We start from the raw sequence: 24,374 nt of genomic DNA, 5'->3' as shown, positions 1-24,374 counted from the left end.
GATGGCAACTTTATTAACTCTGGTTCTTATGGTATCTACCGTGACTGTCAGCGCTTCTGCAGCGGCAGAGAAATTCACGGATGTAAAGCCGGGAAATTGGTACTACACGGCGGTGGACTACGCTGTAGGCGAAGGACTGTTCAGCGGAACCTCCGCCACCACCTTTGCCCCGACGGGTCCATGACCCGGGGAATGTTCGTGACCGTGCTGGGAAACAAGGCAAAAATTGACCCGGCGCAATATACGGAAAGCAGCTTCTCGGACGTTAAGGTCGGGAAGTGGTACGCTCCCTATGTGGAGTGGGCCTCGGGGAACGGTATTGTCAACGGCATAGGCGGCGGGAAGTTTGCCCCTGAGAGGAATGTGACCCGGGAGCAGATGGCAGTTATCCTCTACAACTACGCCAAATTCACGGAATGCGATTTGACAGTCCAGGCCGGTCTCTTGGAGCAGTTCCCGGACGGAGACAGGGTGTCAAAGTACGCCAGGTACGCCAATGGAGTGGGCTTTGACCCATGGGGCTATTAACGGTAACGGCAACAGGCTGGACCCGCAGGGGAAAGCTACCAGGGCCCAGGTGGCGCAGATATTCTATAACAGCCGGGAGCTGCTGGATAACTCCGGCAGTGAGGACCCCCAGCCGCCTGCCCCCTCTCCCAGCCCTTCCACCTCGCCGTCTCCCTCTCCCTCGCCGGCACCCGACCCTGACAAGCCGAGAATTGAGATAACGGATGAGGTTAGGGCCAAGCTCAAACCCAATCAGGACCCGGAGAAGATTCTGGATTATGTGCTCAACGGAAAGCATGATGACCCGACCTTCTCATATGATGGGACTATCGCTAAGTGGGACCCAACATTGAAAAACTCTGATGATTTTGGTGTGGAATCGATAGGTAGTTGGGAGAACATAGAAGATGAATCCAGGAGCAGTTCTGCCATCGGCAATGGTTGCGTGAAAATCCTAACCTGTACCGCCAGCGACCGTTTCTATATCACCGCGAACGATGAGGATGGATGCTTTGTCCTCTACTACCACCCGGCAGAAGTAGAGGACAGCGCCAAAATGCGGGAAATCAAGGCTCTTTTGAATCTGCCAAGCCATATCAAGTATGACCGTTCACTTTGCTATGAGGGCGCAGGCTGGGCCGGTCCCATACGCTGGGAGCTTTACGGGGCGCAGGGGATAGCCGAAGATATTGAGTATGTGCTGACAGAAATGCACCAAGCAATCCAATACTATATCACTGAGCCCACGCCGGGGAAGTCCTATAATTAAAGACATGAAACGCCCACGCTTAGTAATTACCCGCTAAACACACCTTTGGAGGATTTATAAAATGGAGAACCAATTATTTGACGAAACAAATGGCCTATGGTATGAGTTGAAAGACGGTTACTATTACCCTTGCCTGACAGTATCAGAGGAAGAAAAGCAGCCCATAGGCTTATGGGGTCGACAGCATAAGCAGTACCTAAAAGAGCAGCACAGGCCGATAATTTACAACTCCCTCCAATTGAACGGTAAGCTAAACGCCTACCTTGCCCACATCGACCAGCAAGCGCAGGAGCGATACGAACTTCTTGTTAAGCAGATGAAACAGGCTCGCGGTATTACCGAGGGGTTGAAAGCTGCTGACCCAATGTCATGGGTCGGCAGGATGAACACTATCCAATCTTGCGTGAAAGATATCATAAATACTGAAACTGTTTTTGCATAAGCGAAAAATATAACTTGGTTACAAAGAAGAACCGCGCGGCATACCGTGAGGTTCTTTTCATATATGCTGTATGAAGATTTACTTGAAATTATCAGAAATACTCGGTTCTCTGCCCCTCAACGCGCTCCAGCTAACCCAGCCAGGTCATACTTTCTATCCACTCCTGATACTGTGAATAGTCCAAAGCTGTGCCGGAGCCATTGACTGTCCGAACTATATCCGTTTCGCCGGGGACGGTTGAGTTCATCGACTGGATTCGATATGCTACCTTCTCACTTAACGTCAGCTTGCCGCCTAAAAGAGTATATAGCTTGATTTCCCCTGTGTTGCTGGTGTAGGGATGGGAATACCCGGAGTTCCAACTGCGGGTGCAGATATATTTTTTGCCCTGCTTGCTTACCACTCCGATGCGGCCGCCGGGGACACTGGCCATGCTCATGATCGTTTCATTGTCCATCAGACCAATGGCCCTGCCATCCTGGACTGTATAAACTGAGCCGCGAATGGCGGTTTCATCGGTGCGCAGCACGATCAGTTCCCTTATTCCATCACTATCGACGTCGTACAAGAAATAATCTTTGTTGCTCAAACCCTTGAGGATATCCTGGTATGCCGTGTCCTCCGGCTTGGGTGGTTTCACATCGGTGGCTTGCACATAATGACGGTATAGGAAAGTAACAATCTGTCCGCGGGTGCAGGTCTTACCGGGGCTAAAAGCTGTCTTGCTGGTGCCAGAGGTAATACCATTCGCAACGGCCCAATTCACTGCTTTCTCATAGTAACTTCCCGCCGCCACGTCTTTAAATGAATTTCCTGTAGCTGAGTTAGGACTCCCCGCAGCCCGCCATATGAATGTTACTGCTTGGCCACGAGTGCAGGAGTTGCCTGGGCCGAACTTGCCATTTCCAATGCCGGAAGTAATATTGTTCTCTACCGCCCACAAGACCGCCTTGTAATAGTAGTCTGAGGGCTTCACATCGGTAAATGGATTTGTAGCTGTTTTGGGGCTGGGACTCCCCGCAGCGCGCCAAAGGAAGGTTACGATTTGCCCACGGGTGCAGGAGCTTTCCGGGCCAAACTTGCCCGTGCCAATACCGCTGGTAATTCTATTCTCAACGGCCCACAAAACCGGCTTGCAGTAATACTCTTGTTCCTTCACGTCTAGAAAACCGCCGGTTTTAATAGGGTCCTGGCCGTCCTTCAGCTCGGTATTATAGTGCAGGGACCAGTAGCCCTGGCCGTCGATGACCTTCCACTCCACGATGGCGTAACGCGGGCGTCCGGTAGTTTCATACATACTCTTGAGGCTGTAGGTGACTCGATACTTCCCATCATAAGGCTGGATATTCGTGACAGACGCGCTGAATCCGCCGCCAACGCCGCCCAGTTTATTGTAATAATACCCATCCAGGTAATAAATCGTTGGGTTCTCTTTCAGCACAGAGGACTTCAGTGCGGCAATATGGGAGTCGGAGCAGTTGAATATATGGCTCAAGATCCATTCCATCTTTTGGGCGTTGGTTTTCCGATACCCATTCCACTTGCCCCAAGGGTCCTTTCCGTCCCATACTTCCTGGCGGGCCTCTCCTGGGTAGAGGGTATCATTGTAGCAGTAGCCGGAGCCGGTGGACAGCATGGCCTCAAAAATATTCTTGGCTCCATACTGGGCAGGGCTGCTTGCTGTGGCACGCTGGGCGTCGTAGGAGGAGCCGCCGGCCCACCAGCCAAACTGAGCCAGGAAGTTTTCCAGCGCTTTGATATCCGGCGTACTGCTTGGGGGTGGCGCGGTGGTGGGCTTTGCGGTGGGTGTGGAGGTTGGAATAGGCGTGGGGCTTTGGGTCGGAGCCGGACTGGGCGACGAGGTAGGCGCGGGGCTGGATTCCCCTCCGGCGCTGACATAGAAAACATAGGTGTTTGTGGAGTAGGTGTAAGAGCTATAGGGGGTGATTTTCACATAATAAGTCCCGGCAGCCAGATTGCTGGGGCCGAATAAATTGCGGGTGTCCGTACCCTTGGAGTCGTACTGGCTTATCTGCTTGAGCGCATTATTATACAGATAAACCCGCCAAACCGTACCGGAGTTGTCCAAATAATCATGCTTAAACGTAATGCTGACCGGCCCCTGTTCATCCAGTTCAAACCGGCAAAAATCTTCGTCTGAGTCGCTCATGATACTGCCGCCGACAGACTGATTCACTGGAATGACGTCCGCGTCGGCAAATTGGTCGTTGAACTCCGTTTCCCACGGACCCGCCTCCGGGCCTGATTGCGTGTAGTTTACGGTCAGGCGGTAGGGGATGGTCTTGTATGTATAGGAGCTATACGGTCGAACCCGCACATAATATGTTCCAGCAGGTAGTCCGATGATACCGGACTTACCGTCAACGATATCACCGGTACTGCGGTATTCATTCAATAGCTTATACTCGCTGTTACAGATATCTATATACCACAAGACGCTTGAATTATCCACATAGTCGTGGGCAAAGGACAGAATAACAGCGCCGTCAGAGGGCAGCTCAAAGCGGTAGAAGTCCTTGTCGCTGCTATTCATAATCGCGCCATGGACCATCTGATTTGTCTGTATGGCGTCAGCAAGGTCAAAGGCATCGTTAAACTCTGTTTCCCATTCTGCCGATGGGGTGAAATTAACTTTCATTTTGTACGGCTTTGTGGAATAGGTATTTAAACTATATGGGCTTATCCCCACATAGTATGTCCCCGCGGGCAGGCCCACATAGCCATATTCATTTTTTATGTCCTCTCCAGCGGCGCTGTAGCGATTGATCAGCCGGTATTCAGCGTTGTACAGATTGATGTACCAGAGGGTAGAGGAATCGTCTATATACTCGTGGTCAAACGAGAGGTTGATATACCCCGGTTGGGATAGGCTGAACTGGAATAAATCGGTATCGCTGTTGTGAATCATGCTGCCATTAACGGTTTCATTCACGTCAATCTGGTCCGCCCTGCTAAACTCCCCGTTGTCCTCTGTTTCCCAATCACCAGCGGGGGTGTAATTCACCGTCAGATTGTAGGGAACCGTAGAGTAGGTGTTATGGCTGTACGGCGCGACCTCTATGTAATAGGTTCCAGCGGGCAGGCCAACTGGGTCGTATGTATGGTTGACATCCTTGCCAGAGCCAGTCTTCTGATTGATGGCTCCGCAGTTTGCGTCAAATAGGGTGAGTTTCCATAGGGTTGAGGAGTCATCCACATATTCGTGCCGGAAGGAGAGGCGGATATAGCCGTCCCTGTCCAGCCGGAACGTGTAGAAGTCCAGGTCGCCGCCATCTGGTATTGCCCCCGTCAGAGCTGCATTGACGTTGATTTGCTGTGCGGTAGCAAAGGAGTTGTTCTCCTCCGTTTCACTGGCTGCAGACGAATAGACCGGCAATACACCTACTGTCAGGCATACTGCCAGCAAGATAGCTAAAACTTTTTTCATGTTTCACCCTCCTTAGCTCATTTTGAAATCAAAAGAGTAAAATGATAGCGTTTTCTGCGTGGCTTTTCACCTCCCAAATGCAGAAAAGTTTAACTTATTGATAGCATACATATTTTGTATATATTACCACAATTATCTTAATGTTGCAATAGGCTTTCGTTAAACTTTTCTGTTCTACTTCCACTTTTGCGGTAAACATCAGCATTTCTCAAAAGGAAACTTTTTGAGAGTATACACTTCTAGATTCTGTTCTCACTATAGACAACTCAAGGAAAAAGTGATAAAATAGGAATATGGAAATCACAAAAGAGCAATACAGGAAAATAGAGAAATATCTGCCGAAACAGAGAGGAAACGTGAAAATTGAGAATCTCCAACTGATAAATGCGATCCTGTATGTGGCCGAAAATGGGTGCAAATGGAGGGCGCTGCCGGAACGGTATGGGAAATGGCATACAGTATATGAGCGGATGAACAGGTGGAGTAAAAACGGTGTGCTTCAGCGGGTGTTTGAAGGACTGCAGGCAGAAGGCATCATCAGGATCAAGATGGAAAACGTGTGCCTGGACAGCACTGCAGTGAAAGTGCACCCGGATGGGACGGGTGCTTTAAAGCAAGTGGCCGGCAATCTATCGGACGCTCCAGAGGGGGACTCACCACAAAAATTCATATGGTCACCGCGTCTGACCGGGCTGTAGTCGGCTTTTCCTTGTCTGGCGGCCAGGCCCACGATGCGCCGGAAGGAATAGCGTTGCTCTCGGAGATCAGTCGGGCAGAGGAGCAAAAATACTTACTGATGGATCGGGCCTATGAGGGCGAAAACGTGCGTGTGGCGGCGGTGGAGATGGGCTTTGTGCCTGTGGTTCCGCCGAAGAGAAACCGCAAGGACCCATGGGGCTACGATAAGGAGCGCTACAAGCGCCGCAATGAAATTGAGCGATATTTCCTGCGGCTAAAGCGTTTTCGCAGAATATTTACCCGATACGATAAGTTGGACATCCTTTTCTGCGGCTTTATTTATGTCGTCATGATTTGTGATGCTGTTTTGTGAGAACAGACTCTAATACCACCTTTACAATTTGCAAATTATTGCGAAAAATGTTGTAAAATATCGGCAATCAATATCCATTGCGCCTGTGTGTCAGTTTGTCACACAGGCGCTTTTGTTTTTCTTTTAGACACTCTAAAACTTCTTGAATTTGATATTTTCCCACGGTGCCGCGCACCGCCTTCATTCGATTCGCCCATCACCTAAGACCTGTGAATCGAAATGGAGGTACATAATGCAGAAAATCAATCTTTCTGGTACATAACCCATGCACGAGCGAATCAGGCGCGCCGCCAAGAAGGACAAGCCAAGGAGGTGATGAACTGGCTGTCCTGAGCGATCAACGTAAGCCTGAAACCCGGAGATGGCACTCCGGGGCGCGGTGACTGCATGGGGGCTTAAAGATACTTCCTCACGGCCTCCTAAAGACTTTGGGGGAACCCTGCGGCGCACGAGAAAAACGACGCTGCGGAGTTATGACAGCCGCGCCAGCGGAGACCAGGAATGTCCCTATCGTCAGGGGCGCATGGCAAATGTGACGAAAGCAACGGAAATAATCTGAAAGGCTGCGTCCATTTGCTGTTAGCAATAACAAGGCATCATTTGGGTGCGGTCCTTTCTTTTCAAAGTCAGATACCATGAGCTGGCAGCTCCGGTTCTTGGCGTTGAACGCCCTGCTGTTGTGTTTCACCGAACCTTGCCCCACCATCGCACTAATCGTCCTTTTCAAATCAACTCTCCTTTCGCCGCGCCAGCGGCGGCCTTTGTTACTTTCTGCGAAAGTAACGCAAAAGCACTTTTGACGGCCTTGCGGCCATCAAAAGCGCATTTGCGCCCTACGGGGTGGAGCGGGGGCGTTGCCCCCGCCGTCTGCGGACGGCTCCCCCAGCAGGGCCGCCCTTTGAAAAGGACACCCTGCACCCCGCCTAAACTTTGACACTCGCCGTTGGGCAGGGGGGAAAGGCACAGCCTTTCCCCCCAACCGGCCAGTGTTTTCCGTGGGCCAAAAGTCAAGGGGTTCGGGTTGTATTGCCTTGCGGCAATCTCCACCCCCAGGTATGGCCCCTTGACTTTTGGCCCCGCTCCCCGTGACGCCTGGGGCGGTTCCAGGGTGAGGGTGATACTTCTCCCGGCGTGGCTCCTGCTGTTCTCATAGCGGATATGGTACTCCGCCGCCAGCCTCCCGGCCCGGACATTCAGCCGCATCGCCAGGGCGTTGGGCTTCATGTCGGTCTGGATAGCCGCCGCCAGCTCCGTGGCGGTGCCGCCCCAGGCGGGCCTGTCCGCCGTTACAAGGGCGGCAACGGCCTCCAATACCGGGTCGGGCGGTTCCACCCACGGCTCCGTTTCCAGCCGCTCCAGCTCCCACACAAGGCGCTCTCTGTCCTTGGTGAGATACATCCGCTGGTCTTGCTGGTCACGCCCTGCCACGTCCAGAATGGCGCTGCCGTCCGTCCGCTTCTCCTTTTGAAGAAGAAAGGCCCCGTCCGCCGCCCCCAACAGGCCGTTGGTGCCGGAAATCATGTCAAACTTATCATCTGCCTGTTGCTTTCGGGTGTGGTGTACCAGCAGGAGGCAGATACCGCAATCATCGGCAAGGCGTTTCAGCTTGCCCACTACCTCGTAATCGTTGGCATAGCTGTACTTGTCCCCGCCTACCTCCCGGACTTTCTGGAGGGTGTCAATGATAATCAGTTTGGTGCCTGGGTGTCGGTGGACGAACTTCTTTAGCTGTTCCTCCAGGCCCAGGCCGAGCTGTTTGGCGTAGATCGCAAAGAGCAGGTCGTTGGTGCCGTCCATGCCGAACATCCGATACAGCCGCCCCCGCAAGCGGCGGTGGTCGTCCTCCAACGCCAGATAGAGGACGGTGCCCTTGTGGACGGGGTAGCCCCACAGGGGGAGGCCCATGCTTACATGGTAGGCAAGCTGGGCCATCAGGAACGACTTGCCCACCTTGGGCGCTCCCGCAAAGAGGTATGTCCCAGGGTAGAGCAGACCGTCAATGATTGGCGGTCTGCTCTGGTAGACGTTCTGGTAAAGCTCGTTCATGGAAACCGTGTGGAGGTAGGCCGGGTCGCTTGTCCGTTGAAGCTCCCGAAGAATATCCTCCATACTTTCATCCTGGGACTTGTTTTCAGCTGGTTCCTCTGCTATACTTGGGGTGGTTGTTTGTGAAATGGGCTGTTCCCCGTCTGCGCCAACAGACGGAATCGGGACAGTCCTTTTCGTCTCTCTGGAATCCATCAATCTATCAATCCTCCTTCATGCCGTCCAGCGTCACGGCGATAAGGCGGATGGTGGCGAGAAGTTCATCATCCACCCCGCCCCCGGCCTCCATGCGCCGCAGCTCCCCCAGGACGGCGGCGAGCTGGTTACGCAGGGCCTTGTAGACCCTGGGATTGCCCTGCACCACAATGTCCCGGTTCAGCAGACGTCGGGTGATGTAGTCCTGTTTGGTCAGCCCGGACAGACGGACGGCAATCTCAATCTGTTCGTTTTCCTCCGGGGACACCCGGAACGCTATGGTCTTGCTTCTCCATCGGTTGTGGTTGTCGAGATTTTTCGCAGACATGATTTAAGCCCCCTTTCGCTCCATGTTCAGCTTGTCCGCCATCTCCGCCTGCCGGGTGGGGAACAGGTGAGCGTAGCGGTAGGTGATGTCAATGCTTTCGTGCCCCACCCGGTCAGCGATTGCCAGGGCGGTAAAGCCCATGTCAATCAGCATGGAAATGTGGCTGTGCCGTTACGGTATAATAACGACAAACGGAAAAAGCCTTTATTTTCAAGAGGTTTGAGCGTTTGCCGTCATTTATTCAATTCCTTTTCCAAGTTGAAATCTGACGAGAAAAATATCGAAAAAAAGGAGGCTGTTTCATTAACGACAAAATTTAATAGCGCCAGCGGTCCGGTGTATGCCTGGCCGCTGATTGCCGTGGGCGTTTCACTTTTATAGGTGGGCGTCCTTTTTTTGTACTCATTTTCAGGAGAAAGGAGATTCACATGGAACTGAACGAAATGGAAAAGCGCCTGATATTCCAGACGGAAGGCTATGGGAAATCAGATGTCACATATGAGCTGCGCATGTGTCTCCCCTATATACCGGACCCGGTAAGGAGGAAAACGGCGGCGGAGCTTGTGCGAAAGCTGGATGCCATGCCGGAAAAAGACTGCCTGGCTCTTATTCAGGATATTCGGAAAAACTACCGGATTCCGGCAGGCCCTAAGACGATGGGGGAACTACTGGCGGAGGCCAGGCAGAAATCCGGTGCGGAGAAATTGAAGGGGCATGACATCATGGCCCTGGAACGCTTCGACCCGGAAGTAAAGCACATGATCGTCTTTGACGTGCTTTCAGGTAATGCCCCTGTCGGGGATAAAGGAGATAAGATGCGCCTGTTCCTTACGGATGCCGGCTATCAGAAATTCTTAGACAGCCAGGAACGGGGCGAAGTCAAATTGAAAAACCATGCGAAGGTTGCGCCGGGCGGCCATCTGCACTATGACCGCAAGGACCGCGCCTTCTCTATTGTAGGTATCTACGAAATCAAGGAACCACAACTTAATGCGGGGCTTGTACCGCCACCCTCTCTTTATCAGAACCGAATTTTCATTGACGATTCCAATGGGGAATCAGGAGAATATCAGCGACTGGAATTTTATGTGAAAGATCCGGCTCAGCTTAGTAATACCATTGAATCTGCAAAAGAAAACGCCAATATTGCATGGGATGATTTTGCGGTAGAAACTGCCGATGAAGAATATCAGCGAACAGCGGCACCTTTGGAAAATATGTCTGTCCTGGTATCGTCCTTGTTGATCTGCTTAATTATTGGCAGTGCCCTGGTGTTGTCTTTAATTCTAAGTCTTTGGATTAAGGGCCGTATTCATGAAACAGGTATATTGCTGGCTATGGGATACCGAAAGACGCAGATATTTCTGCAACATTTTGCAGAGGTCATGATGATCGCTGTGCTGGCATTTGGCATTTCTTTCTTTGCTGGCCAAGTCGTTGCGGATGTAACGGGTGATCTTCTCCTGCAAAATGTCTCCGCGCAAACCGAAACAATCGCCAGCGATACCGCCTCTTCTCTGGAAGTGGAAATAACTGTTCGTAACTTTGCGGCTGTTTGTGGAATTGGAACCTTAGTTGTAGCCTTCTCTGTGGGAATGTCTAACATCCCAGTGTTTCGCTTACAGCCCAAAGAGATATTAAGCAAAATGAGCTAAATGGAGGATTTAAGATTATGAGCATTTCGGAATTACCAGAATTGTCAAATTCATTTGATAAAAAAAGCAGCTCCCAAATCGGAGCGGGAAAAAGGTATGCCGTTTCCGGCCTTTCTGGATGTGGAAAGACTACTATGAAGCGCACAAGAAGAATAGTTATGCTGCTTTGTTCGGCTCTGATTTTCACATTGATCTTATCTGCCTGTGGAAATTCCTCATATAATGATCGCAACTTGATCCTTTCTAATGAGGATAGTTATACCTACCAAAAATGTGTAGACACCGGAAGTACGGACACTTCTCTGAAAAGAGAATTTCAAGGGTTCAACGGAAAAGACACCATTTGGATGCTCAATGCAGCAGAAGATACATCTATTTCTATTGACCTTTCGGCAGATTTGTCCAGCGGTAAATTCAAAGTCCTGCTTGTTTCCGAGGACAATAAAATTACCACCCTTTTAGAAGGTGATGATACGCAAAGCACTTCCGTCGATTTGAAAAAGGGTACAGCAAGAATCATACTTGTTGAGGATGGCATAAGCGGATCGTGTGAAATCACTTTAAGCGATATAAACAATGTAAGCGTGGATTCTCCTTCTGGGGGCTTAGATTCCGAAGAATGGATGAACGATTTTTTTGATGACTGGATGTAAGGAGATGTATGTTGATATGAGCATTTTAGAATTTTCCAATTTGAAATATATTATTCCTGAAAAACGACCTAGAAAAAAGCAGTAGAAAGTGGTAAAATAGGGAGTATGGAATACATAGATTTACGAAAACTGAAAAGTGGAGAGCTCAAGCAGGTACGCCGTCAGGTCGTACGCCTCAAACAGATGGGAAAAGCCGGGAAAGAAATTGAGGAATTAACCGGAGTGCGGCAGAGTCGCGCCAGCGAAATATGGACGGCATATAAGCGAGAGGGAGACAAAGCGCTGGAACCGAAGAAACACGGATTCCAGAAGGGGACGCATCTGCTTCTGACACCGGAGGAGCAGGCGGAAATACGGGAAACGATTGTTACCCGCCGCCCAGAGGAATTCGGCATTCCTGGGAGTCTGTGGACGCTGAAGAAAGTGTGTGCATACGTCTGGAAAAGGTATTACCCCCGAACAAGAATATAGGAAATCTGATTATGTTGAAAGAAAGCGGAGACCTTATCAGGAGAATGTTGTAATGTTCGCATGAAGGAAGTAGTTTTATGGCGGATATCGTATATGGTCCGAGGTAAGTCGCCAGAATGGACCGAAAGTTTCAGCGCGTGATTGAGATATTCGTCCGGATTGCTCTCGGGAGCATAGGGCGGCAGAAAGAACAGCTCGATTTTATCCCGATGCTTGTCTAGCCAGGCTGCGGCTTTCTTCCCGTGGTGCACCTTTAAGTTGTCCAAAATCAGGAAAACCTTTTGGTTGGAGGTCCGAATCAACCGGTCCATAAATTGGATCAGGCGCTGCTGGTTCATGGAATCCTCGTACATCATAAAGCGAACGTCCCCCTGCCTGCTCAGGGCGGAAAGCATATTCAGCCTCTCTCTTTTCGTTTCCACCGACAGAACAGGAGGCTGTCCTTTGGGTGCAAACCCGCGCTCACAGTTCGAGCAGTTGTCGATTCCAGTCTCGTCTCCCCAGTAAATCACGGCATTTTCTGCCTTGGCCCGCTGGTCGATGGCCGGATATTCTTCCTCCCGCCACCTTTAGATACGGGAAGGATTCTGTTTCCGGGCACGCTTGACCGGACGCTGGCACGTCAAGCCCCAGCGCCGCATATAATCCGACACACTGCCGTCCGAGATCTTTTTCCGATACCTTTTCCAGACGTATGCACACACTTTCTTCAGCGTCCACAGACTCCCAGGAATGCCGAATTCCTCTGGGCGGCGGGTAACAATCGTTTCCCGTATTTCCGCCTGCTCCTCCGGTGTCAGAAGCAGATGCGTCCCCTTCTGGAATCCGTGTTTCTTCGGTTCCAGCGCTTTGTCTCCCTCTCGCTTATATGCCGTCCATATTTCGCTGGCGCGACTCTGCCGTACTCCGGTTAATTCCTCTATTTCTTTCCCGGTTTTCCCCATCTTTTTGAGGCGTACGACCTGCCGGCGTATCTGCTTGAGTTCTCCACTTTTCAGTTTTCGTAAATCTATGTATTCCATACTCTCTATTTTACCACTTTCTACTGCTTTTTTCTAGGTCGTTTTTCAGGAATAATAACCATTTGAATTGCTCGTTCACGTCATGATTCATGGTTCTTATGCTTGCTTTCTTTCCGCAGTACAACGCTGCTGATAACGCTGATGCCGCCCAATAACGCACAAGATTTTGACGGGAAAAGGATTCCTGCCGCCACAAGACCAGCGCCGACAACTAAGTTACATACCGCTGCCGTTTTTAACGCTTTCTTTTTCGGGTTGGGAAGCTCTACGGATATTCCCAGTGTGTCATTCAGCTTTTCGCAAGCCCTGTTTACTTCTTTAATCATTTTGCCCTCCTAAAATAATAACTGTATGCCGTGATTTGCAATGAGTAACACGCCAATGCCTATGACAACCCATAAGGCTGTGGCTTTCTTTTCTTTCCCTTTTTTCTTGTTCAGAAACAGGAAAAGCAATCCCACACCCACAAGGCAGATACCGACAATCAATGATACGATTGAAATAGTATGCATGATTTCCGCACTTGGAACGGGTACAAAGTCGGGAATTGGAAAGTTCATTTTATAGCCCCCTCGTATTATAAAGTAGTAGTGTTTATAGTCCCTCTCCAAGGACTGTATGCTATACTGTTGGAGATACTGTGGATTGTTTTTCACCCCCTACCACCTGATGGTTTAAGAAAGGCTACAACCACAGTCTCTTTGTATAGTTGTTAATCAGTTAGATACCGCATGACGGTTTATTTAGAACGAGGTTACAATCGCAAGGAGTACCTGTGGCTCTAAACAGTATCAAATTTATTCAAAGGAGATTTCTTATGATTTACGTTGGAATTGACGTTGCCAAAGATAAGCATGACTGCTTTATTACGAACTCAGATGGCGAAGTATTATTTAAGCCCTTTACCATCTCTAATAATCGCGAAGGTTTTGAAACCTTATTTCAAAGAATCTCATCCATATCAGATGATTTAGACAAAGTAAAAGTAGGACTGGAAGCCACCGGACACTACAGTTACAATCTTCTGGGATTTCTTCTTGATAAAGGTTTGCCGACCTACGTTATCAATCCGTTACATACCAATCTTTACAGAAAAAGTCTCAGCCTTAGAAAGACGAAAACGGATAAAGTTGATTCCCGTACCATTGCTACTATGATGATGTCTGACATGAACTTACAGTCCTACTCAGATACATCTTATCACAATGAGGAGCTAAAGTCACTCACTCGTTATCGTTTTGATAAAGTCAAAGAACGGGCAAAACTGAAAAGTTCTGTTTCAAGACTTGTGTGTATTCTTTTCCCAGAACTGGAAAAACTCGTTCCTACACTTCATATGGTGTCCGTTTATGCGTTACTTTCTGAATTTCCAGGTGCAGATGCTGTTGCAAACGCACACCTTACAAGACTTTCCAACCTGCTCTCTGAAAGTTCTAAAGGCAGATATGGGAAAGATACTGCTGTCATGTTTCGTGACGCTGCAAGAGGTTCTATCGGTTCTCATATGCCTGCAAAGTCCTTGGAACTAAAACACACCATCAAGCTCATTCAGGAATTAACGGTTGAGATTGATGAAATCGAAGCAGCCATCAAACGAATTATGGACGAAGAAATCCAGTCTCCCCTCCTTACCATTCCTGGTATCAGTTACCGGATGGGTGCAATGATCATCGCTGAGATTGGGGATTTCTCTCGTTTTGATTCCGCAGATAAGATACTCGCATATGCTGGAATGTCTCCTTCCACTTATCAATCGGGACAGTTAGATAACTGTTATTCCCATATGGAGAAACGAGGTTCCAGATACCTTCGGTATGCCCTTTACAACGCTACGAAATATGTCTGCCACTGGGATAAATCCTTTGGTGCATATCTTGCAAAGAAACGCTCGGAAGGCAAGCACTATAATGTCGCATTATCTCATGCCACAAAGAAGCTTGTCCGATTGATTTTTGCAATGGAGAAATCCGGTAGAGCATATCTGCCAACAACTTAATTCTTTTCTGTAAATATCTCCTTTTAGAGTGCCAGCAATGACACTCTGTTTGTCATGCAGTTTTCAAGGTTCAAATGTATCTGAACTGCATTTCTGCAATTCATTCAAAAAACTTTCATTTTGGACTTGACTTTTAATAGTTAGTCTTTCTTTTAATTACTCAAATCTGATAAAATCATTTTTCTCATTGCGATTGCTGAAAAAATGATTCCTATGGTACCGAAGATAATTGCCGCAACGGGAATTGACATCAATCCTGCGCTGCTTCCCTGTGAGTTTGACGCTATGGCAACAATGATGATAGACGAAACAACGGTTGCAATCGCTGACTTCTTTATCATTCCAACATACAGCGGGAGAAGCCCCAATAGGATTGCGGATATTGTTGTAACTGCCTGTGTCATTATGTTTCCAAAGCTGAACGTGACAAAATCAAAACATTTTGCCGCAAGAAAGATTGTGGCATATTGGAAGATATTTGATAGTACATGGAACAGGAACATGATACCACATATCAAAATGAGTTTTGCCGTAATCAGTTTTGTGCGACTGATTGGGTAAGTGAAAAGCAAACAGATTGTTTTGTTTCTGTATTCTTCAATCACAAATACGGAAATCAGTACCGCTTCCCATACAATCAGAGTAGCCCTTACAAGCATTGCCGCTAACGTAACTGTATCTAACTGGACAGGGGCAAATCCCGGAAGCGTGGATATATTGCCGCTTGCGGTTAAAAGGCTGGACGTAAAGACGGAAAGCAGAAAGATAATAAAGTTAGCGATTAACAATCCGGCAATATGCGGCTTTAACGGTACTTTCTTAATTTCCATGCGGATAAGGTTCCACATTTTTTTCACCTCCTCCCAATAAGCCTAAATAATAGGTTTCAAGGTCTATCCCTTTGGCTGTGAGTTCTTTCATTGATACTTCCGCAAGCATAGCCCCGTGGTCAATAATTCCGATTGTATCGGCAATTTTAGATAGTTCGTCAAGGATATGGCTGGATATTAAAATGCTTGTGTGGTATTCATGGTTGATTCGCAACAGCAGCTCCCGCACTTCAATAATCCCCTGTGGGTCTAAGCCGTTTATTGGTTCGTCTAAAATAAGCAAATCCGGCTTCGTGAGCATTGCCCTTGCAAGCGCAAGCCGCTGTTTCATTCCCAAAGAGAATTTCCCTACGGCTTTTTTGCCCGTTTCTGCAATCCCTAACAGTGACAGCGTTTCCATGATGTTTTCATAGCCTGCGCCCATGTACCGGCAATGGAGTTCCATGTTCTCGTATGCGCTTAAATGGCTGTAAAAAACAGGGCTTTCAATAATGCTGCCGATACGGGAGAAAACGGGATTGTTCCCCTTGTTGATAGTTTCGCCTAATAAACATACCGTACCTGTATCGGGGAAAATGATGTGGTACAGCGTTTTCATCAGCGAAGTTTTTCCTGCGCCGTTCGCGCCCAAAAATCCGTACACTTCCCCTTGCCTTACATTCATGCAAATATCATTCAGTATGGGGCTGCCCTCTATGGATTTTGATAAGTGCCGGACTTCAACCGCATTTGTCATTCGCCCGCCCCCTTTTTGGGGCATAGCCGCCTTTTGAATATCAGAGTTGCTTTCTGTGCGATTCCGATAAGAGAATATTGGGAGCTGCCTATACACGGATAGGCGAAACAAGTAACCAGCTCCCAACCGTCCTTACCGTAATGATTCAGTTTATCAGACAGCGACTTTTCGGAATGTTCTGTTTCCTTGCTGTCAATTACTATCGTTTTGTACTCAAATTCTGTCATAACAATCTCCTTTACTCAAAAATATCTGCCACAAGGCTATCCACCATAAAATCAAAAACAGCGAAATAATCACAAGTGACGGAAAGCGTTTCTTTTGCATTGATTGTTGACAGCAGCGCACTCAAAATTCCATATGCCTGTGCTTCCTCCATTTTCAGATTGAGGTTTGCGGCATGGATAACCTGTCTGAAAAAATCGAAACTGTCAAACTTGATTTTCTTAATCGTTTCTTCCGGCAGCTTTGTTACAAAAGACTGAAAATCCGGCGTATTGACATTGTAGAGGAACGGCTTGCTGTCGTATTCCCGGAAAAGCCTTTTCATGGACTGTGCAAAGCCCTCTTTCGTCCGGCTGTTCCTGTTTATGTCGATAATTTTTTCTGTCAACCTCCTTTGTATGTCTGTGATTGTTTCAAGGAATAAATCTTCCTTTGTCGGGTAGAGCGTATAAAAAGTACCGATAGATATAACTGCCTTGTCGCATAGATTCTTAATGCTTGTCTTTTTGTACCCTTGCGCTATCCAACATTCCTCGCATAGTTCTTCCAGCTTTTTGCGGATTGCTTTTTTATCAGCGTCCGAAAGGACTGGCTTTGACGGCATAGCTTCACTTCTCCTTTCTTATGAATTGTATTTACGAATATTCGCAATAAATATTTACAAAGCAAATAATAGCACGATTGATAGCTGTTGTCAAGTAGGGAACTTGATTTAGCAATGCCGTATTTCTCGACAAAAAATAAGTTTTTTTATAAAGATAGAATGAGTGAGAGGGATTCCGTAGTAGTCGGCATTGTGGGAATGTGTATAACTGGCTATCTTATGGAATTGTGGGTAACTCTGTTTGCAGGACGTGGGAAAGCTGCACTTTAGCTTTTCCATGTGCTGTGAATAGAGTTATCCATGATTCCATAGCCTGTTATGCACATTTCCATAATGCTTGTCTTTTGGTCTTTGGTTTCTTTGGTTCGGAATAGTGTGGTGCTGGCGGTCTATCTCTTGTTTTCGGTTGCTTGCTTCTTTACCGTACATGAGCATTCGCGCCAGGGTTATCATTGCCGTAACCTTCCGGCAGGTTGATGACGCCCCAGATTCCAAGGCCGGCTCCGAGTGCGATAACGAGGGTCTGCAAAACGTCGATTGCGCTGTTGAAAAATTCCATACTTTAATTTAGCCGGAATCGCTTTGTGGTTAGTGTTGGTTCATAGGCATACAAAAGCCGGACAACAAAACCGCCCTGAATTTTGGGCGGCTCGATTCCGGCTATCCTCCTTCTTCATTTTTTTGTTGAGCTGTCCGCTTTGTACGCCAATGGCCTCAACCGAGGCAGGTTTCAGGGACCCTGGCGGGTAGATAAGATCACTCCTTTCTTGCGGAACGGGATTATTCGCCCTCGGTGTCTACGTCAACTTCAAACACATCGTAGACCTCGTTGGGTTTTGGTTTGAGCCGGGTGGACAATCAGGAAGTTAAAGCTGTCATCGGTATCGCTCATAATAAGGAACAGGGCGGTTTTTTTGTCCCCCAGGGTGTCCAGTTCCAGCTCATCATAGGCTGTGACCTCCCGTAGCTCGGCAATATCGAATACCGCCAGCCGCGCGCCGCAGGAAATCAGTATAGATTTTGCGGTTTTGCCTGTTGCTTGTTGTCAAGGACTTTTTCATCATGTTTACAGAATGTTCACAAAATGGTGCAAAAATGGCCGGGAGCCTGTTACGGTTCCCGGCCTGTCTGCGCTGTCACTCGTTTTCCATCGCCTGACGGACTTCCTCACGAAGCAGGCGCTTGATTTTGTCCTCCATCGTCTCGGTGCTGGTGGTGCTAAAATGTACCCGCACCCGGTAAGTAGTCTTGCCGATTTTCTTCACCAGCGCGGGCGGGGTTTGCGGCGTGGCCTTGGGGTAGGTGATCGTTTCGGTGGTGCTGGTTTCGTTGCTCATAGTTCTCCTTTCTCGGTGGCGGTCTGCCGATGGCTGGCCGCAGTTGATGTGATAATCTGCCGCGCCGCCGCCTTGGTGCTGGCGGCATTGTCCTCCCGGAAGTTCTTTCCAGCAAAGAGGATGGGGGCGCAGCGTTCTAAAATCCGGTCATAGATACGGGCGTGGGCGAGGTCGGGCGGGTGTTTCAATTCGTCCAGCTTCAGATTTGTGGTCACGATCAGCGGCTTGTTACAGCGATACCGACTGTCGATGATGCTGAACATCTGCTCAAGGGCATACTCGGTGTTGCGCTCCGCGCCCAGGTCGTCTATAATCAACAGGTCATAGTCCCCCAGGCTATCCAGAAAGCCCGTCCTGTCCTCACCGAACGTCCCGCACAGGCGGGCCAGGATGGTGGGGAAGTTGGTCATGAGTACGGGTATATCCCGGTCGAGAAGGGCGTTTGCGATGCACCCGGCCGCGAAGGATTTACCAGTCCCCACGTCACCGAACAGCAGCAGTCCGATGTTCCGCTTGAACGCCTGGGGCCAATGGTCAACGTATGCGTGGACTTTTGCCATAGCGGGGTTCCCGCCGTTATCGTTGGCGAAGGTGTAGCCGTAGAGGTAACGCTCTTGAAGTCCCTGGGCCTTTCGCCGCTTGATGCGCTCCATGCGCTGACGGCGTTCCTCGGCCTCCTTACGGCGGCGCTTCGCTTCCTGCTGGCAGGAGCAGACACACCGGGGCTTGAAGCTGCCGCCCTTGAACGGATCGGGAATGACGGCCTGCCGGGGGCCTCCGCACTTCCGGCAATGGAGCAGGCCGTCAGCGGGGTCAAGGTATTCGTCCTCGCGGATCTCCGTCATACCGTATCACCGTCCTTCACGCTGTAATCCCGGTCACGGGCAGGGGGAGCGGCCTTGCGGCGGTCATCCGCTATCCAGCGGCAAATGGTGGCTGCATGGCTCTTGTATGTCCTGCCAGTAGATGCCATGTACTCGGATAGCCGTTCGATGTACTCCTGCCAGACGGTGGGGAAGTCGGCTTGCAGTTCGGACAGTTCACCGGCAGACAGAAAAACATTTTGATACCGGCCCAACGTGCGGGCGTGTTCCCCCTCTCTATTCTCTAAACTCTTATCTCTATACTCTTTATCTCTAATCTCTAATATAGGGGGACATTTGTCCACCTGGTCTATGGGTGGACAAATGTCCACTTTGCCAGAGGGCAGCAATTTTTGACGCTGCAACCGCGTCCGCTCCCGCTTCTTTCTCTCGCCCTCGGTGGAGGACTGACCAATCAGCAGTTGAATGTCAGCCATGTAGAAAGCGCCGTCGGTCAGGACTTCCACAAGGCCAAATTCCATGAAAACTTTAATCGACCTCTCTACCGTCCCAATCTGGTGCCGGGTGAATGTGGCAATGGTCTGGACAGTATGGGGAAGATGCTCGTTGAGCATGAGGATTCCGCCGCTTTTCAGGGACATAAGGTACATTTTCAGCAGCAGATTCGAGTACAGCAGGCCATCCGGCATACTTTCCAGGACGACCATAGTCTCGCTGTTGTAGAAACCTTCTTTCAGTTTGAGATAGTAAAATCTCCTGTTTTCAGCCATAGGATAAAACTCCTTTGTAGAATCGCCGTTACGGGCCGTCTGAGGGCCTTCCGGGGTGCTGGATAGGGAATGTATCAGGCCTCTATCGAGCCACCCTCGGAAAGCCTTGCAAATCAAGGGCTTTTTCGGGCCTAAAGCGTTACATATCAGCCCTATGGCGACGTACCCGGTCACGGGTCTTTCGCCGCCGCTCCTGCTCGGCACACTCCGGGCAGTATTTCGCCCTGTTAGAATTGGGTAGAAAGTATCCGCCACAGATGGCACAGGGCTTCATGCGGTCACGGTACAGCAGGGCGGCGCACAGGCCAGCGTCCAGTGGCATGACAGCAGCGCGGAACCATTTGCAGATCAGCGAGTAGGTGATGCTCTGCGGGCAGATACATTCCTCGCCGTTGTCCAGAAGCAGACAGTTCCCGCAGTCATAATTGCAGCAGCTATGTACCAGCCTCCGGGCGGCGCGGTACTGCTGGTAGTTCATGTGCTGGATCACGGATCGTTCTCTCCTGCCGGTAACTTGATGTAGATGTGATAGGGGGTATGGAGGGCTATCAGCTTCTTCTCCACCAGCCCAACATCCTCCAACTCCCGGAGGGACTGTGCCACGGTGCTGGGGGTACGGTCGATGATCTCCGCAATGGTCTTGTTGTAGAACGCCAGATACCGCCGCCCGCGCTTGTCGGTCTGCGCGGCCTCGGAGTTCAGTGTCATATCCAGCATAATTGCGTACACTTCTTTCGCGGTCAGCCGGATATTCATACCCAACAGGAACCGGGGATAGGCCAGATAGGGCGGCAGGGTGGAGCCGTTGGTGATGTAGTCAGCTTTCATTTTCCTTCTCCATTTCGTGTCGGATTTCATGTACTTTCTCAAAAAATTCTTTGATTGCAGTCGTGACAGAATAGGCACTATCGCCCAATGCGTCAAATTGGGAAATTGTCATTCCGGCAAAAATGTCTGCCCGGTGATGGAGGGCTTCGATACCGGAAACATAGCGGGCGCATAGTGCCTTAAACTCGCTCAACGCTGATTCACTGTCCATCATCCCCTGCCGCTTCGGTGCGGGCGGCGCTATGGTCAGAACGGCAGCGGCTTCCTCCTGCTGGTCAGGGGGCAGTCTGGAAATTTTCAGCGCGGCCCCTTTGCTAATCTTATCGCCAGCGTCCCGAATAGTTTTCTTTGCCTCCGGGGTCAAGTCGCGGGCGGTCTGGACAAGCTGCTCCACGGTGCGCTTGCTGACACCCAGCTTGTCAGCGGTGTCCTGGGCAAAGGACTTTGTTTCTAAAAGCGAAAAATTTGCGTTTTTAGCCGTCTGCCCATTTCGCTGGCCTTGCCGTTTTTGTCCCGGTAGTTCAGCATTTCGCTCTGCCACGCCGTGACCTCTTTGGAGTGGATTTCGCTCATTTTCCGCTTTCCGAAGTAGGGCACCAGCTTCTTGTAGAGGATATGCTCTTTCGTCCCCCAGGTGTTCTCCTTGATACGGCCTTTCATGTCTGCGGCGTAGAGCGCCACGAAGCTCTCAAAGGTCATATCCAGGTCGGCGGTCTGCTGTTGCAGGAACGTCCGTTCCCATTCCAGCGCCTCCCGCTTGGTCTTGAAGCCCCGCTTCATCTTCTTTTCCTTTTTCCCTGTCCAGTTCTCAAAGTAAAAGGACGCATACCATGTCCCCTTGGCCTTGTCTTTGTACGCTGGCATTTTCTTCCCTCCTTACTGATTTTCCCGCAGTCCATAGAACTTTTCCTCGAAGTAGCGCCTGCTCACCCGTCCGGGGATGGTGAGGAAACCTTTCTGCTTCAGCTCCTCGTTCATCTCCCGCACCAGCTTGTAGGCGTAGGGCTTGGAGATACCCAGCGCCCCGGCCACTTCCTCGGCACGTACAAACAGCTCTTTGCTCAAATACAACACCTCCTTATTGTTAATGCTGACATCCTTATTATACATTCGCATGGTTGTTAATATCAAGAGTTTATTTCGCAATTTTGTTAATTTTCTTCTTGCATATTTCGCTTATTTGCGCTATACTATTTTCAAAGGCGGTGGAACATATGACAGTAGGAGAAAAAATCAAGAAAATCCGCACATTTCGAGGTATGACGCAAAAGGAATTGGGGCTGGCTATCGGCTTTGAAGAAAAGGGAGCGGATAACCGTATTGCCCAGTACGAAACAAATTACCGTGTGCCAAAAAGGGAGCTGCTGGACAAGATTGCCCAGGCCCTGCGAGTAGACCGCCAGAACTTCTATACGGTTCAACCCGGCTGTGCCGAGGACTTCATGCGGACGTTCTTCTGGCTGGACGAGGACAGCCCCGGTTCCATCCGCCTGTTTCAGCTCGTCCGCAACCCCGGCAAGACGGGGGCCTCCGATGATACCGCCGTCCGCTACAACGATACGGACGACTGGCCCGTTCAACCTCCCGTGGGTATCTACTTCAACTATGGCCTTGTGGACGAGTTTATGAGGGAATGGCTCTTGCGCCAGCAGGAGCTACACGCCGGGGAGATTACCAGGGAAGAATACTTTGAATGGAAAATCAACTGGCCGAGTACCTGCGATGACGGGAAAGAATCGAAATACTATGTACCCTGGAGAAAAGAAAAATAGGGCAAGCAAAACCGCCCTGCTGAATTTGTCGTTCAGCAGGGCGGTTCGCTTGCCCTTTGCAATCATTCTCTTGTGTGACCGGGTTGAAACGAATAGTATCAAACCAGTATCACAAGGCAAAGTGACAGGTCAAAAGCCCTGTATTCATGCGGGTTTGCGCCGTTTTGACGGTCATTCCCACTCAATAGTAGCCGGCGGCTTACTTGTCACATCATAAACCACCCTGGTCACCCCCGGCACCTCATTCACAATCCTATTGGACGCTCTTCCCAGCACCTCATAGGGCATCTGGTACCAGTCCGCCGTCATAAAGTCTGTGGTGTTCACGGCCCTGAGTGCCACGGTTTCCCCATAGCTGCGGCCGTCGCCCATGACTCCTACGCTCCGGGTGCCGGTGAGCACGGCGAAGTATTGGCCGATTTCACGCTCAAGCCCGGCGTTTGCGACCTCCTCGCGGAAGATGGCATCCGCCTCCTGGAGGGTCTTCACCCGGTCCTCGGTTATCTCGCCGATGATACGCACCGCAAGGCCCGGTCCCGGGAAGGGCTGCCGCCATACTAGCTTCTCGGGGATCCCCAGTTCCATGCCTACCCGGCGGACCTCATCTTTAAACAGGTCCCGAAGGGGCTCCACTATGCCCTCGAAGCCCACGTCCTCGGGCAGCCCCCCCACATTGTGGTGGCTCTTTATCACTGCGGCCTGACCGCTGCCGCTCTCTACCACGTCTGGATATATTGTCCCTTGGCAGAGGAGCTCGACTTTGCCCAGCTTTGCCGCCTCAGCCTCGAATACACGTATAAACTCCTCGCCGATTATCTTCCGCTTGCGTTCCGGGTCGGTTACCCCCCGGAGCTTTGAAAGGAACCGCTCCCCGGCGTTCACTCGGAGGAGGTTTATGTCAAATTCTTTTTTAAACACCTGCTCCACCAGGTCCCCCTCGCCCTTGCGCAGCAACCCGTGGTCCACAAATATACAGGTGAGGTTTTTCCCCACGGCCCTGTGCACAAGCATTGCCGCCACGGAGGAGTCCACGCCGCCGGAGAGTCCGCAGAGCACCTTTTTATCTCCGATAGTCTCCCGAAGGCTCTCGATGGTGTCTTTGGCAAAGGAGCCCATTTCCCAGTCCCCAGCGCAGCCGCAGACCTTATACAGGAAGTTTTCCAGCATCCTATTGCCGTGCTCCGTATGGGCCACCTCCGGGTGGAACTGCACGGCGTAGAGTTTCCTTCCCGGGTCCTCCATGGCGGCCATCGGGCAGTGGGCGGAGCGAGCACTGGGGGCGAAGCCCTGGGGCGCTTCGGTGATGCCATCGTTATGGCTCATCCAGACCACACTATCCGGCACACCGTCAAACAGCGTGGATTTCTCGGAGAACGCCATCTGCGTCTTGCCGAACTCCGGGGCCTCCATGGGCCCGACTCTGCCACCCAGCACCTGGGCCATGACCTGGGCACCATAGCATATTCCCAGGACAGGCACCCCCAAGCTGAAAAGCTCCGGCCGACAGAGGGGCGCGTCTTCGGCATATACGCTGCCGGGGCCGCCGGTGAATATTATCCCCATGTACCCGGAGAGCTCCCGGGGATCGGTCCAATAGGGCTTTATCTCGCAGTAAACTTTCCGGTCACGCACGCGGCGGGCGATGAGCTGGGCATACTGCCCGCCGAAGTCCAGCACCACCACCGCCTGATGGCCTTTGCCAGCTTGAGGCATGATCTCACGACCTTTCTGAAAATATAGTATATAATAGCACAGAAGCGTTCTTTTTGCAACAAAAATCGCTTTCAAAGGGCCCTAAAAATCTTTTTTGTTCCGGGCTTGTAATCCCGCTGGAACTGTGTTATAGTGGGAGAATATGCGAAAGC

General features: G+C 50.3%; 28 protein-coding genes and 5 pseudogenes. 10 read left to right on the top strand and 23 right to left on the bottom strand.

Annotation, left to right across the window (positions count from 1 at the left end; genetic code table 11):
• Position 1: 1 nt before the first annotated feature.
• The 4 genes from ADH66_RS06920 (at position 2) to ADH66_RS06905 (ending at position 1,718) form a co-directional block, all read left to right on the top strand.
• Positions 2 to 184 carry an S-layer homology domain-containing protein gene (locus tag ADH66_RS06920; RefSeq protein WP_207653046.1) on the top strand — a complete coding sequence of 61 codons (183 nt, stop codon included), beginning with the start codon at positions 2 to 4 and terminating at the stop codon, positions 182 to 184.
• A 14-nt stretch (positions 185 to 198) separates the two neighbouring features.
• Positions 199 to 528, top strand: coding sequence for an S-layer homology domain-containing protein (locus ADH66_RS06915; RefSeq protein ID WP_157767192.1), 330 nt, complete (start codon positions 199 to 201; stop codon positions 526 to 528).
• Complete coding sequence (locus tag ADH66_RS06910; protein WP_088364388.1) at positions 497 to 1,276, top strand: S-layer homology domain-containing protein; 780 nt, start codon at positions 497 to 499, stop codon at positions 1,274 to 1,276. The genes ADH66_RS06915 and ADH66_RS06910 overlap by 32 nt, the downstream gene beginning before the upstream one ends.
• Positions 1,277 to 1,337: 61 nt before the next feature.
• Positions 1,338 to 1,718: a TnpV protein gene (locus ADH66_RS06905; RefSeq protein ID WP_066534058.1), complete on the top strand. Its 381-nt coding sequence runs from the start codon at positions 1,338 to 1,340 to the stop codon at positions 1,716 to 1,718.
• A 130-nt stretch (positions 1,719 to 1,848) separates the two neighbouring features.
• Here the strand turns inward: ADH66_RS06905 and ADH66_RS19950 are convergent, their stop codons facing one another.
• Positions 1,849 to 5,166 carry an S-layer homology domain-containing protein gene (locus ADH66_RS19950; protein ID WP_066534060.1) on the bottom strand — a complete coding sequence of 1,106 codons (3,318 nt, stop codon included), beginning with the start codon at positions 5,164 to 5,166 and terminating at the stop codon, positions 1,849 to 1,851.
• Positions 5,167 to 5,459: 293 nt separating this feature from the next.
• On the opposite strand from ADH66_RS19950, the gene ADH66_RS06895 reads away from it, so the two are divergent.
• Positions 5,460 to 6,217 (top strand): IS5 family transposase gene (locus ADH66_RS06895; protein WP_088364387.1). Its coding sequence is split into 2 segments (ribosomal slippage): positions 5,460 to 5,781 and positions 5,781 to 6,217, totalling 759 coding nucleotides; the frame shifts between segments, so codons are not numbered across the junction.
• Between the two features lie 1,101 nt (positions 6,218 to 7,318).
• Here ADH66_RS06895 and ADH66_RS06885 read toward each other — a convergent pair.
• From ADH66_RS06885 to ADH66_RS19675, 3 genes and pseudogenes are all read right to left on the bottom strand, one after another.
• A pseudogene (locus ADH66_RS06885) lies at positions 7,319 to 8,458 on the bottom strand (helicase RepA family protein); the annotation flags it as partial.
• 7 nt (positions 8,459 to 8,465) lie between these two features.
• A complete protein-coding gene (locus tag ADH66_RS06880) occupies positions 8,466 to 8,786 on the bottom strand; it encodes a plasmid mobilization protein (RefSeq protein ID WP_066534061.1) in 321 nt (106 codons plus the stop codon).
• Between the two features lie 3 nt (positions 8,787 to 8,789).
• A pseudogene (locus ADH66_RS19675) lies at positions 8,790 to 8,957 on the bottom strand (site-specific integrase); the annotation flags it as partial.
• Between the two features lie 257 nt (positions 8,958 to 9,214).
• Here ADH66_RS19675 and ADH66_RS21655 point away from each other — a divergent pair.
• The 3 genes from ADH66_RS21655 (at position 9,215) to ADH66_RS06865 (ending at position 11,565) form a co-directional block, all read left to right on the top strand.
• A complete protein-coding gene (locus tag ADH66_RS21655) occupies positions 9,215 to 10,441 on the top strand; it encodes a DUF5720 family protein (RefSeq protein ID WP_084384194.1) in 1,227 nt (408 codons plus the stop codon).
• A gap of 17 nt (positions 10,442 to 10,458) precedes the next feature.
• Entirely contained in the window at positions 10,459 to 11,094 is a 636-nt protein-coding gene (locus ADH66_RS06870) for a hypothetical protein (RefSeq protein WP_088364386.1), read from the top strand.
• A 105-nt stretch (positions 11,095 to 11,199) separates the two neighbouring features.
• Positions 11,200 to 11,565 carry a COG3415 family protein gene (locus ADH66_RS06865; RefSeq protein WP_066534064.1) on the top strand — a complete coding sequence of 122 codons (366 nt, stop codon included), beginning with the start codon at positions 11,200 to 11,202 and terminating at the stop codon, positions 11,563 to 11,565.
• On the opposite strand, the pseudogene ADH66_RS06860 reads toward ADH66_RS06865, so the two are convergent.
• The 4 genes and pseudogenes from ADH66_RS06860 to ADH66_RS06845 form a co-directional block, all read right to left on the bottom strand.
• Positions 11,544 to 12,113 (bottom strand): annotated as a pseudogene (locus ADH66_RS06860) (IS630 family transposase); the annotation flags it as partial. The gene ADH66_RS06865 and the pseudogene ADH66_RS06860 sit on opposite strands and share 22 nt — an antisense overlap.
• 21 nt (positions 12,114 to 12,134) lie before the next feature.
• Complete coding sequence (locus tag ADH66_RS06855) at positions 12,135 to 12,587, bottom strand: winged helix-turn-helix domain-containing protein (RefSeq protein WP_084384191.1); 453 nt, start codon at positions 12,585 to 12,587, stop codon at positions 12,135 to 12,137.
• 80 nt (positions 12,588 to 12,667) lie between these two features.
• Positions 12,668 to 12,913, bottom strand: a complete 246-nt coding sequence (locus ADH66_RS06850; protein WP_066534065.1) for a hypothetical protein — start codon at positions 12,911 to 12,913, stop codon at positions 12,668 to 12,670.
• Between the two features lie 9 nt (positions 12,914 to 12,922).
• Positions 12,923 to 13,147, bottom strand: a complete 225-nt coding sequence (locus ADH66_RS06845) for a hypothetical protein (RefSeq protein ID WP_066541586.1) — start codon at positions 13,145 to 13,147, stop codon at positions 12,923 to 12,925.
• Between the two features lie 257 nt (positions 13,148 to 13,404).
• On the opposite strand from ADH66_RS06845, the gene ADH66_RS06840 reads away from it, so the two are divergent.
• Positions 13,405 to 14,583, top strand: a complete 1,179-nt coding sequence (locus ADH66_RS06840) for an IS110 family RNA-guided transposase (protein WP_066534069.1) — start codon at positions 13,405 to 13,407, stop codon at positions 14,581 to 14,583.
• Between the two features lie 152 nt (positions 14,584 to 14,735).
• Here the strand turns inward: ADH66_RS06840 and ADH66_RS06835 are convergent, their stop codons facing one another.
• The 14 genes and pseudogenes from ADH66_RS06835 to ADH66_RS06770 form a co-directional block, all read right to left on the bottom strand.
• Entirely contained in the window at positions 14,736 to 15,431 is a 696-nt protein-coding gene (locus ADH66_RS06835; protein ID WP_066534070.1) for an ABC transporter permease, read from the bottom strand.
• Positions 15,403 to 16,149: an ATP-binding cassette domain-containing protein gene (locus tag ADH66_RS06830; RefSeq protein ID WP_016223862.1), complete on the bottom strand. Its 747-nt coding sequence runs from the start codon at positions 16,147 to 16,149 to the stop codon at positions 15,403 to 15,405. Before ADH66_RS06830 ends, ADH66_RS06835 begins: the two co-directional genes overlap by 29 nt.
• Positions 16,146 to 16,376 (bottom strand): DUF4177 domain-containing protein, encoded by a 231-nt coding sequence (locus ADH66_RS06825; RefSeq protein WP_016223861.1) that lies wholly within the window; start codon positions 16,374 to 16,376, stop codon positions 16,146 to 16,148. Before ADH66_RS06825 ends, ADH66_RS06830 begins: the two co-directional genes overlap by 4 nt.
• Positions 16,377 to 16,387: 11 nt before the next feature.
• Positions 16,388 to 16,978: a TetR/AcrR family transcriptional regulator gene (locus tag ADH66_RS06820; protein WP_066534071.1), complete on the bottom strand. Its 591-nt coding sequence runs from the start codon at positions 16,976 to 16,978 to the stop codon at positions 16,388 to 16,390.
• A 430-nt stretch (positions 16,979 to 17,408) separates the two neighbouring features.
• Positions 17,409 to 17,537 (bottom strand): annotated as a pseudogene (locus ADH66_RS06815) (Maff2 family mobile element protein); the annotation flags it as partial.
• Between the two features lie 297 nt (positions 17,538 to 17,834).
• Positions 17,835 to 18,017: pseudogene (locus tag ADH66_RS06810) on the bottom strand (VirD4-like conjugal transfer protein, CD1115 family); the annotation flags it as partial.
• A 97-nt stretch (positions 18,018 to 18,114) separates the two neighbouring features.
• Positions 18,115 to 18,315 (bottom strand): transposon-encoded TnpW family protein, encoded by a 201-nt coding sequence (locus tag ADH66_RS06805; RefSeq protein ID WP_066534073.1) that lies wholly within the window; start codon positions 18,313 to 18,315, stop codon positions 18,115 to 18,117.
• Positions 18,312 to 19,160 carry an ATP-binding protein gene (locus tag ADH66_RS06800; RefSeq protein ID WP_066534075.1) on the bottom strand — a complete coding sequence of 283 codons (849 nt, stop codon included), beginning with the start codon at positions 19,158 to 19,160 and terminating at the stop codon, positions 18,312 to 18,314. The genes ADH66_RS06805 and ADH66_RS06800 overlap by 4 nt, the downstream gene beginning before the upstream one ends.
• A complete protein-coding gene (locus ADH66_RS06795) occupies positions 19,157 to 19,909 on the bottom strand; it encodes a phage replisome organizer N-terminal domain-containing protein (protein WP_066534077.1) in 753 nt (250 codons plus the stop codon). The genes ADH66_RS06800 and ADH66_RS06795 overlap by 4 nt, the downstream gene beginning before the upstream one ends.
• Positions 19,910 to 20,048: 139 nt before the next feature.
• Positions 20,049 to 20,387 (bottom strand): cysteine-rich VLP domain-containing protein, encoded by a 339-nt coding sequence (locus ADH66_RS06790; protein ID WP_066541588.1) that lies wholly within the window; start codon positions 20,385 to 20,387, stop codon positions 20,049 to 20,051.
• Between the two features lie 8 nt (positions 20,388 to 20,395).
• Positions 20,396 to 20,737 carry a hypothetical protein gene (locus ADH66_RS06785; RefSeq protein WP_066534078.1) on the bottom strand — a complete coding sequence of 114 codons (342 nt, stop codon included), beginning with the start codon at positions 20,735 to 20,737 and terminating at the stop codon, positions 20,396 to 20,398.
• Positions 20,727 to 21,278, bottom strand: coding sequence for a hypothetical protein (locus tag ADH66_RS06780; RefSeq protein ID WP_157767191.1), 552 nt, complete (start codon positions 21,276 to 21,278; stop codon positions 20,727 to 20,729). Before ADH66_RS06780 ends, ADH66_RS06785 begins: the two co-directional genes overlap by 11 nt.
• Positions 21,188 to 21,601 (bottom strand): tyrosine-type recombinase/integrase, encoded by a 414-nt coding sequence (locus ADH66_RS06775; protein ID WP_066534082.1) that lies wholly within the window; start codon positions 21,599 to 21,601, stop codon positions 21,188 to 21,190. Before ADH66_RS06775 ends, ADH66_RS06780 begins: the two co-directional genes overlap by 91 nt.
• A 12-nt stretch (positions 21,602 to 21,613) precedes the next feature.
• Entirely contained in the window at positions 21,614 to 21,847 is a 234-nt protein-coding gene (locus ADH66_RS06770; RefSeq protein ID WP_456236489.1) for a DNA-binding protein, read from the bottom strand.
• Positions 21,848 to 21,951: 104 nt separating this feature from the next.
• On the opposite strand from ADH66_RS06770, the gene ADH66_RS06765 reads away from it, so the two are divergent.
• Positions 21,952 to 22,509, top strand: coding sequence for a helix-turn-helix domain-containing protein (locus ADH66_RS06765; RefSeq protein WP_066534084.1), 558 nt, complete (start codon positions 21,952 to 21,954; stop codon positions 22,507 to 22,509).
• Positions 22,510 to 22,680: 171 nt separating this feature from the next.
• Here ADH66_RS06765 and guaA read toward each other — a convergent pair whose 3' ends face one another.
• Positions 22,681 to 24,222: a glutamine-hydrolyzing GMP synthase gene (guaA, locus tag ADH66_RS06760; protein WP_066534085.1), complete on the bottom strand. Its 1,542-nt coding sequence runs from the start codon at positions 24,220 to 24,222 to the stop codon at positions 22,681 to 22,683.
• Positions 24,223 to 24,374: the final 152 nt, after the last annotated feature.

The organism is Acutalibacter muris (assembly GCF_002201475.1).
GTDB lineage: Bacteria > Bacillota > Clostridia > Oscillospirales > Acutalibacteraceae > Acutalibacter > Acutalibacter muris.
This window is presented reverse-complemented; position numbering and strand designations above follow the sequence as displayed.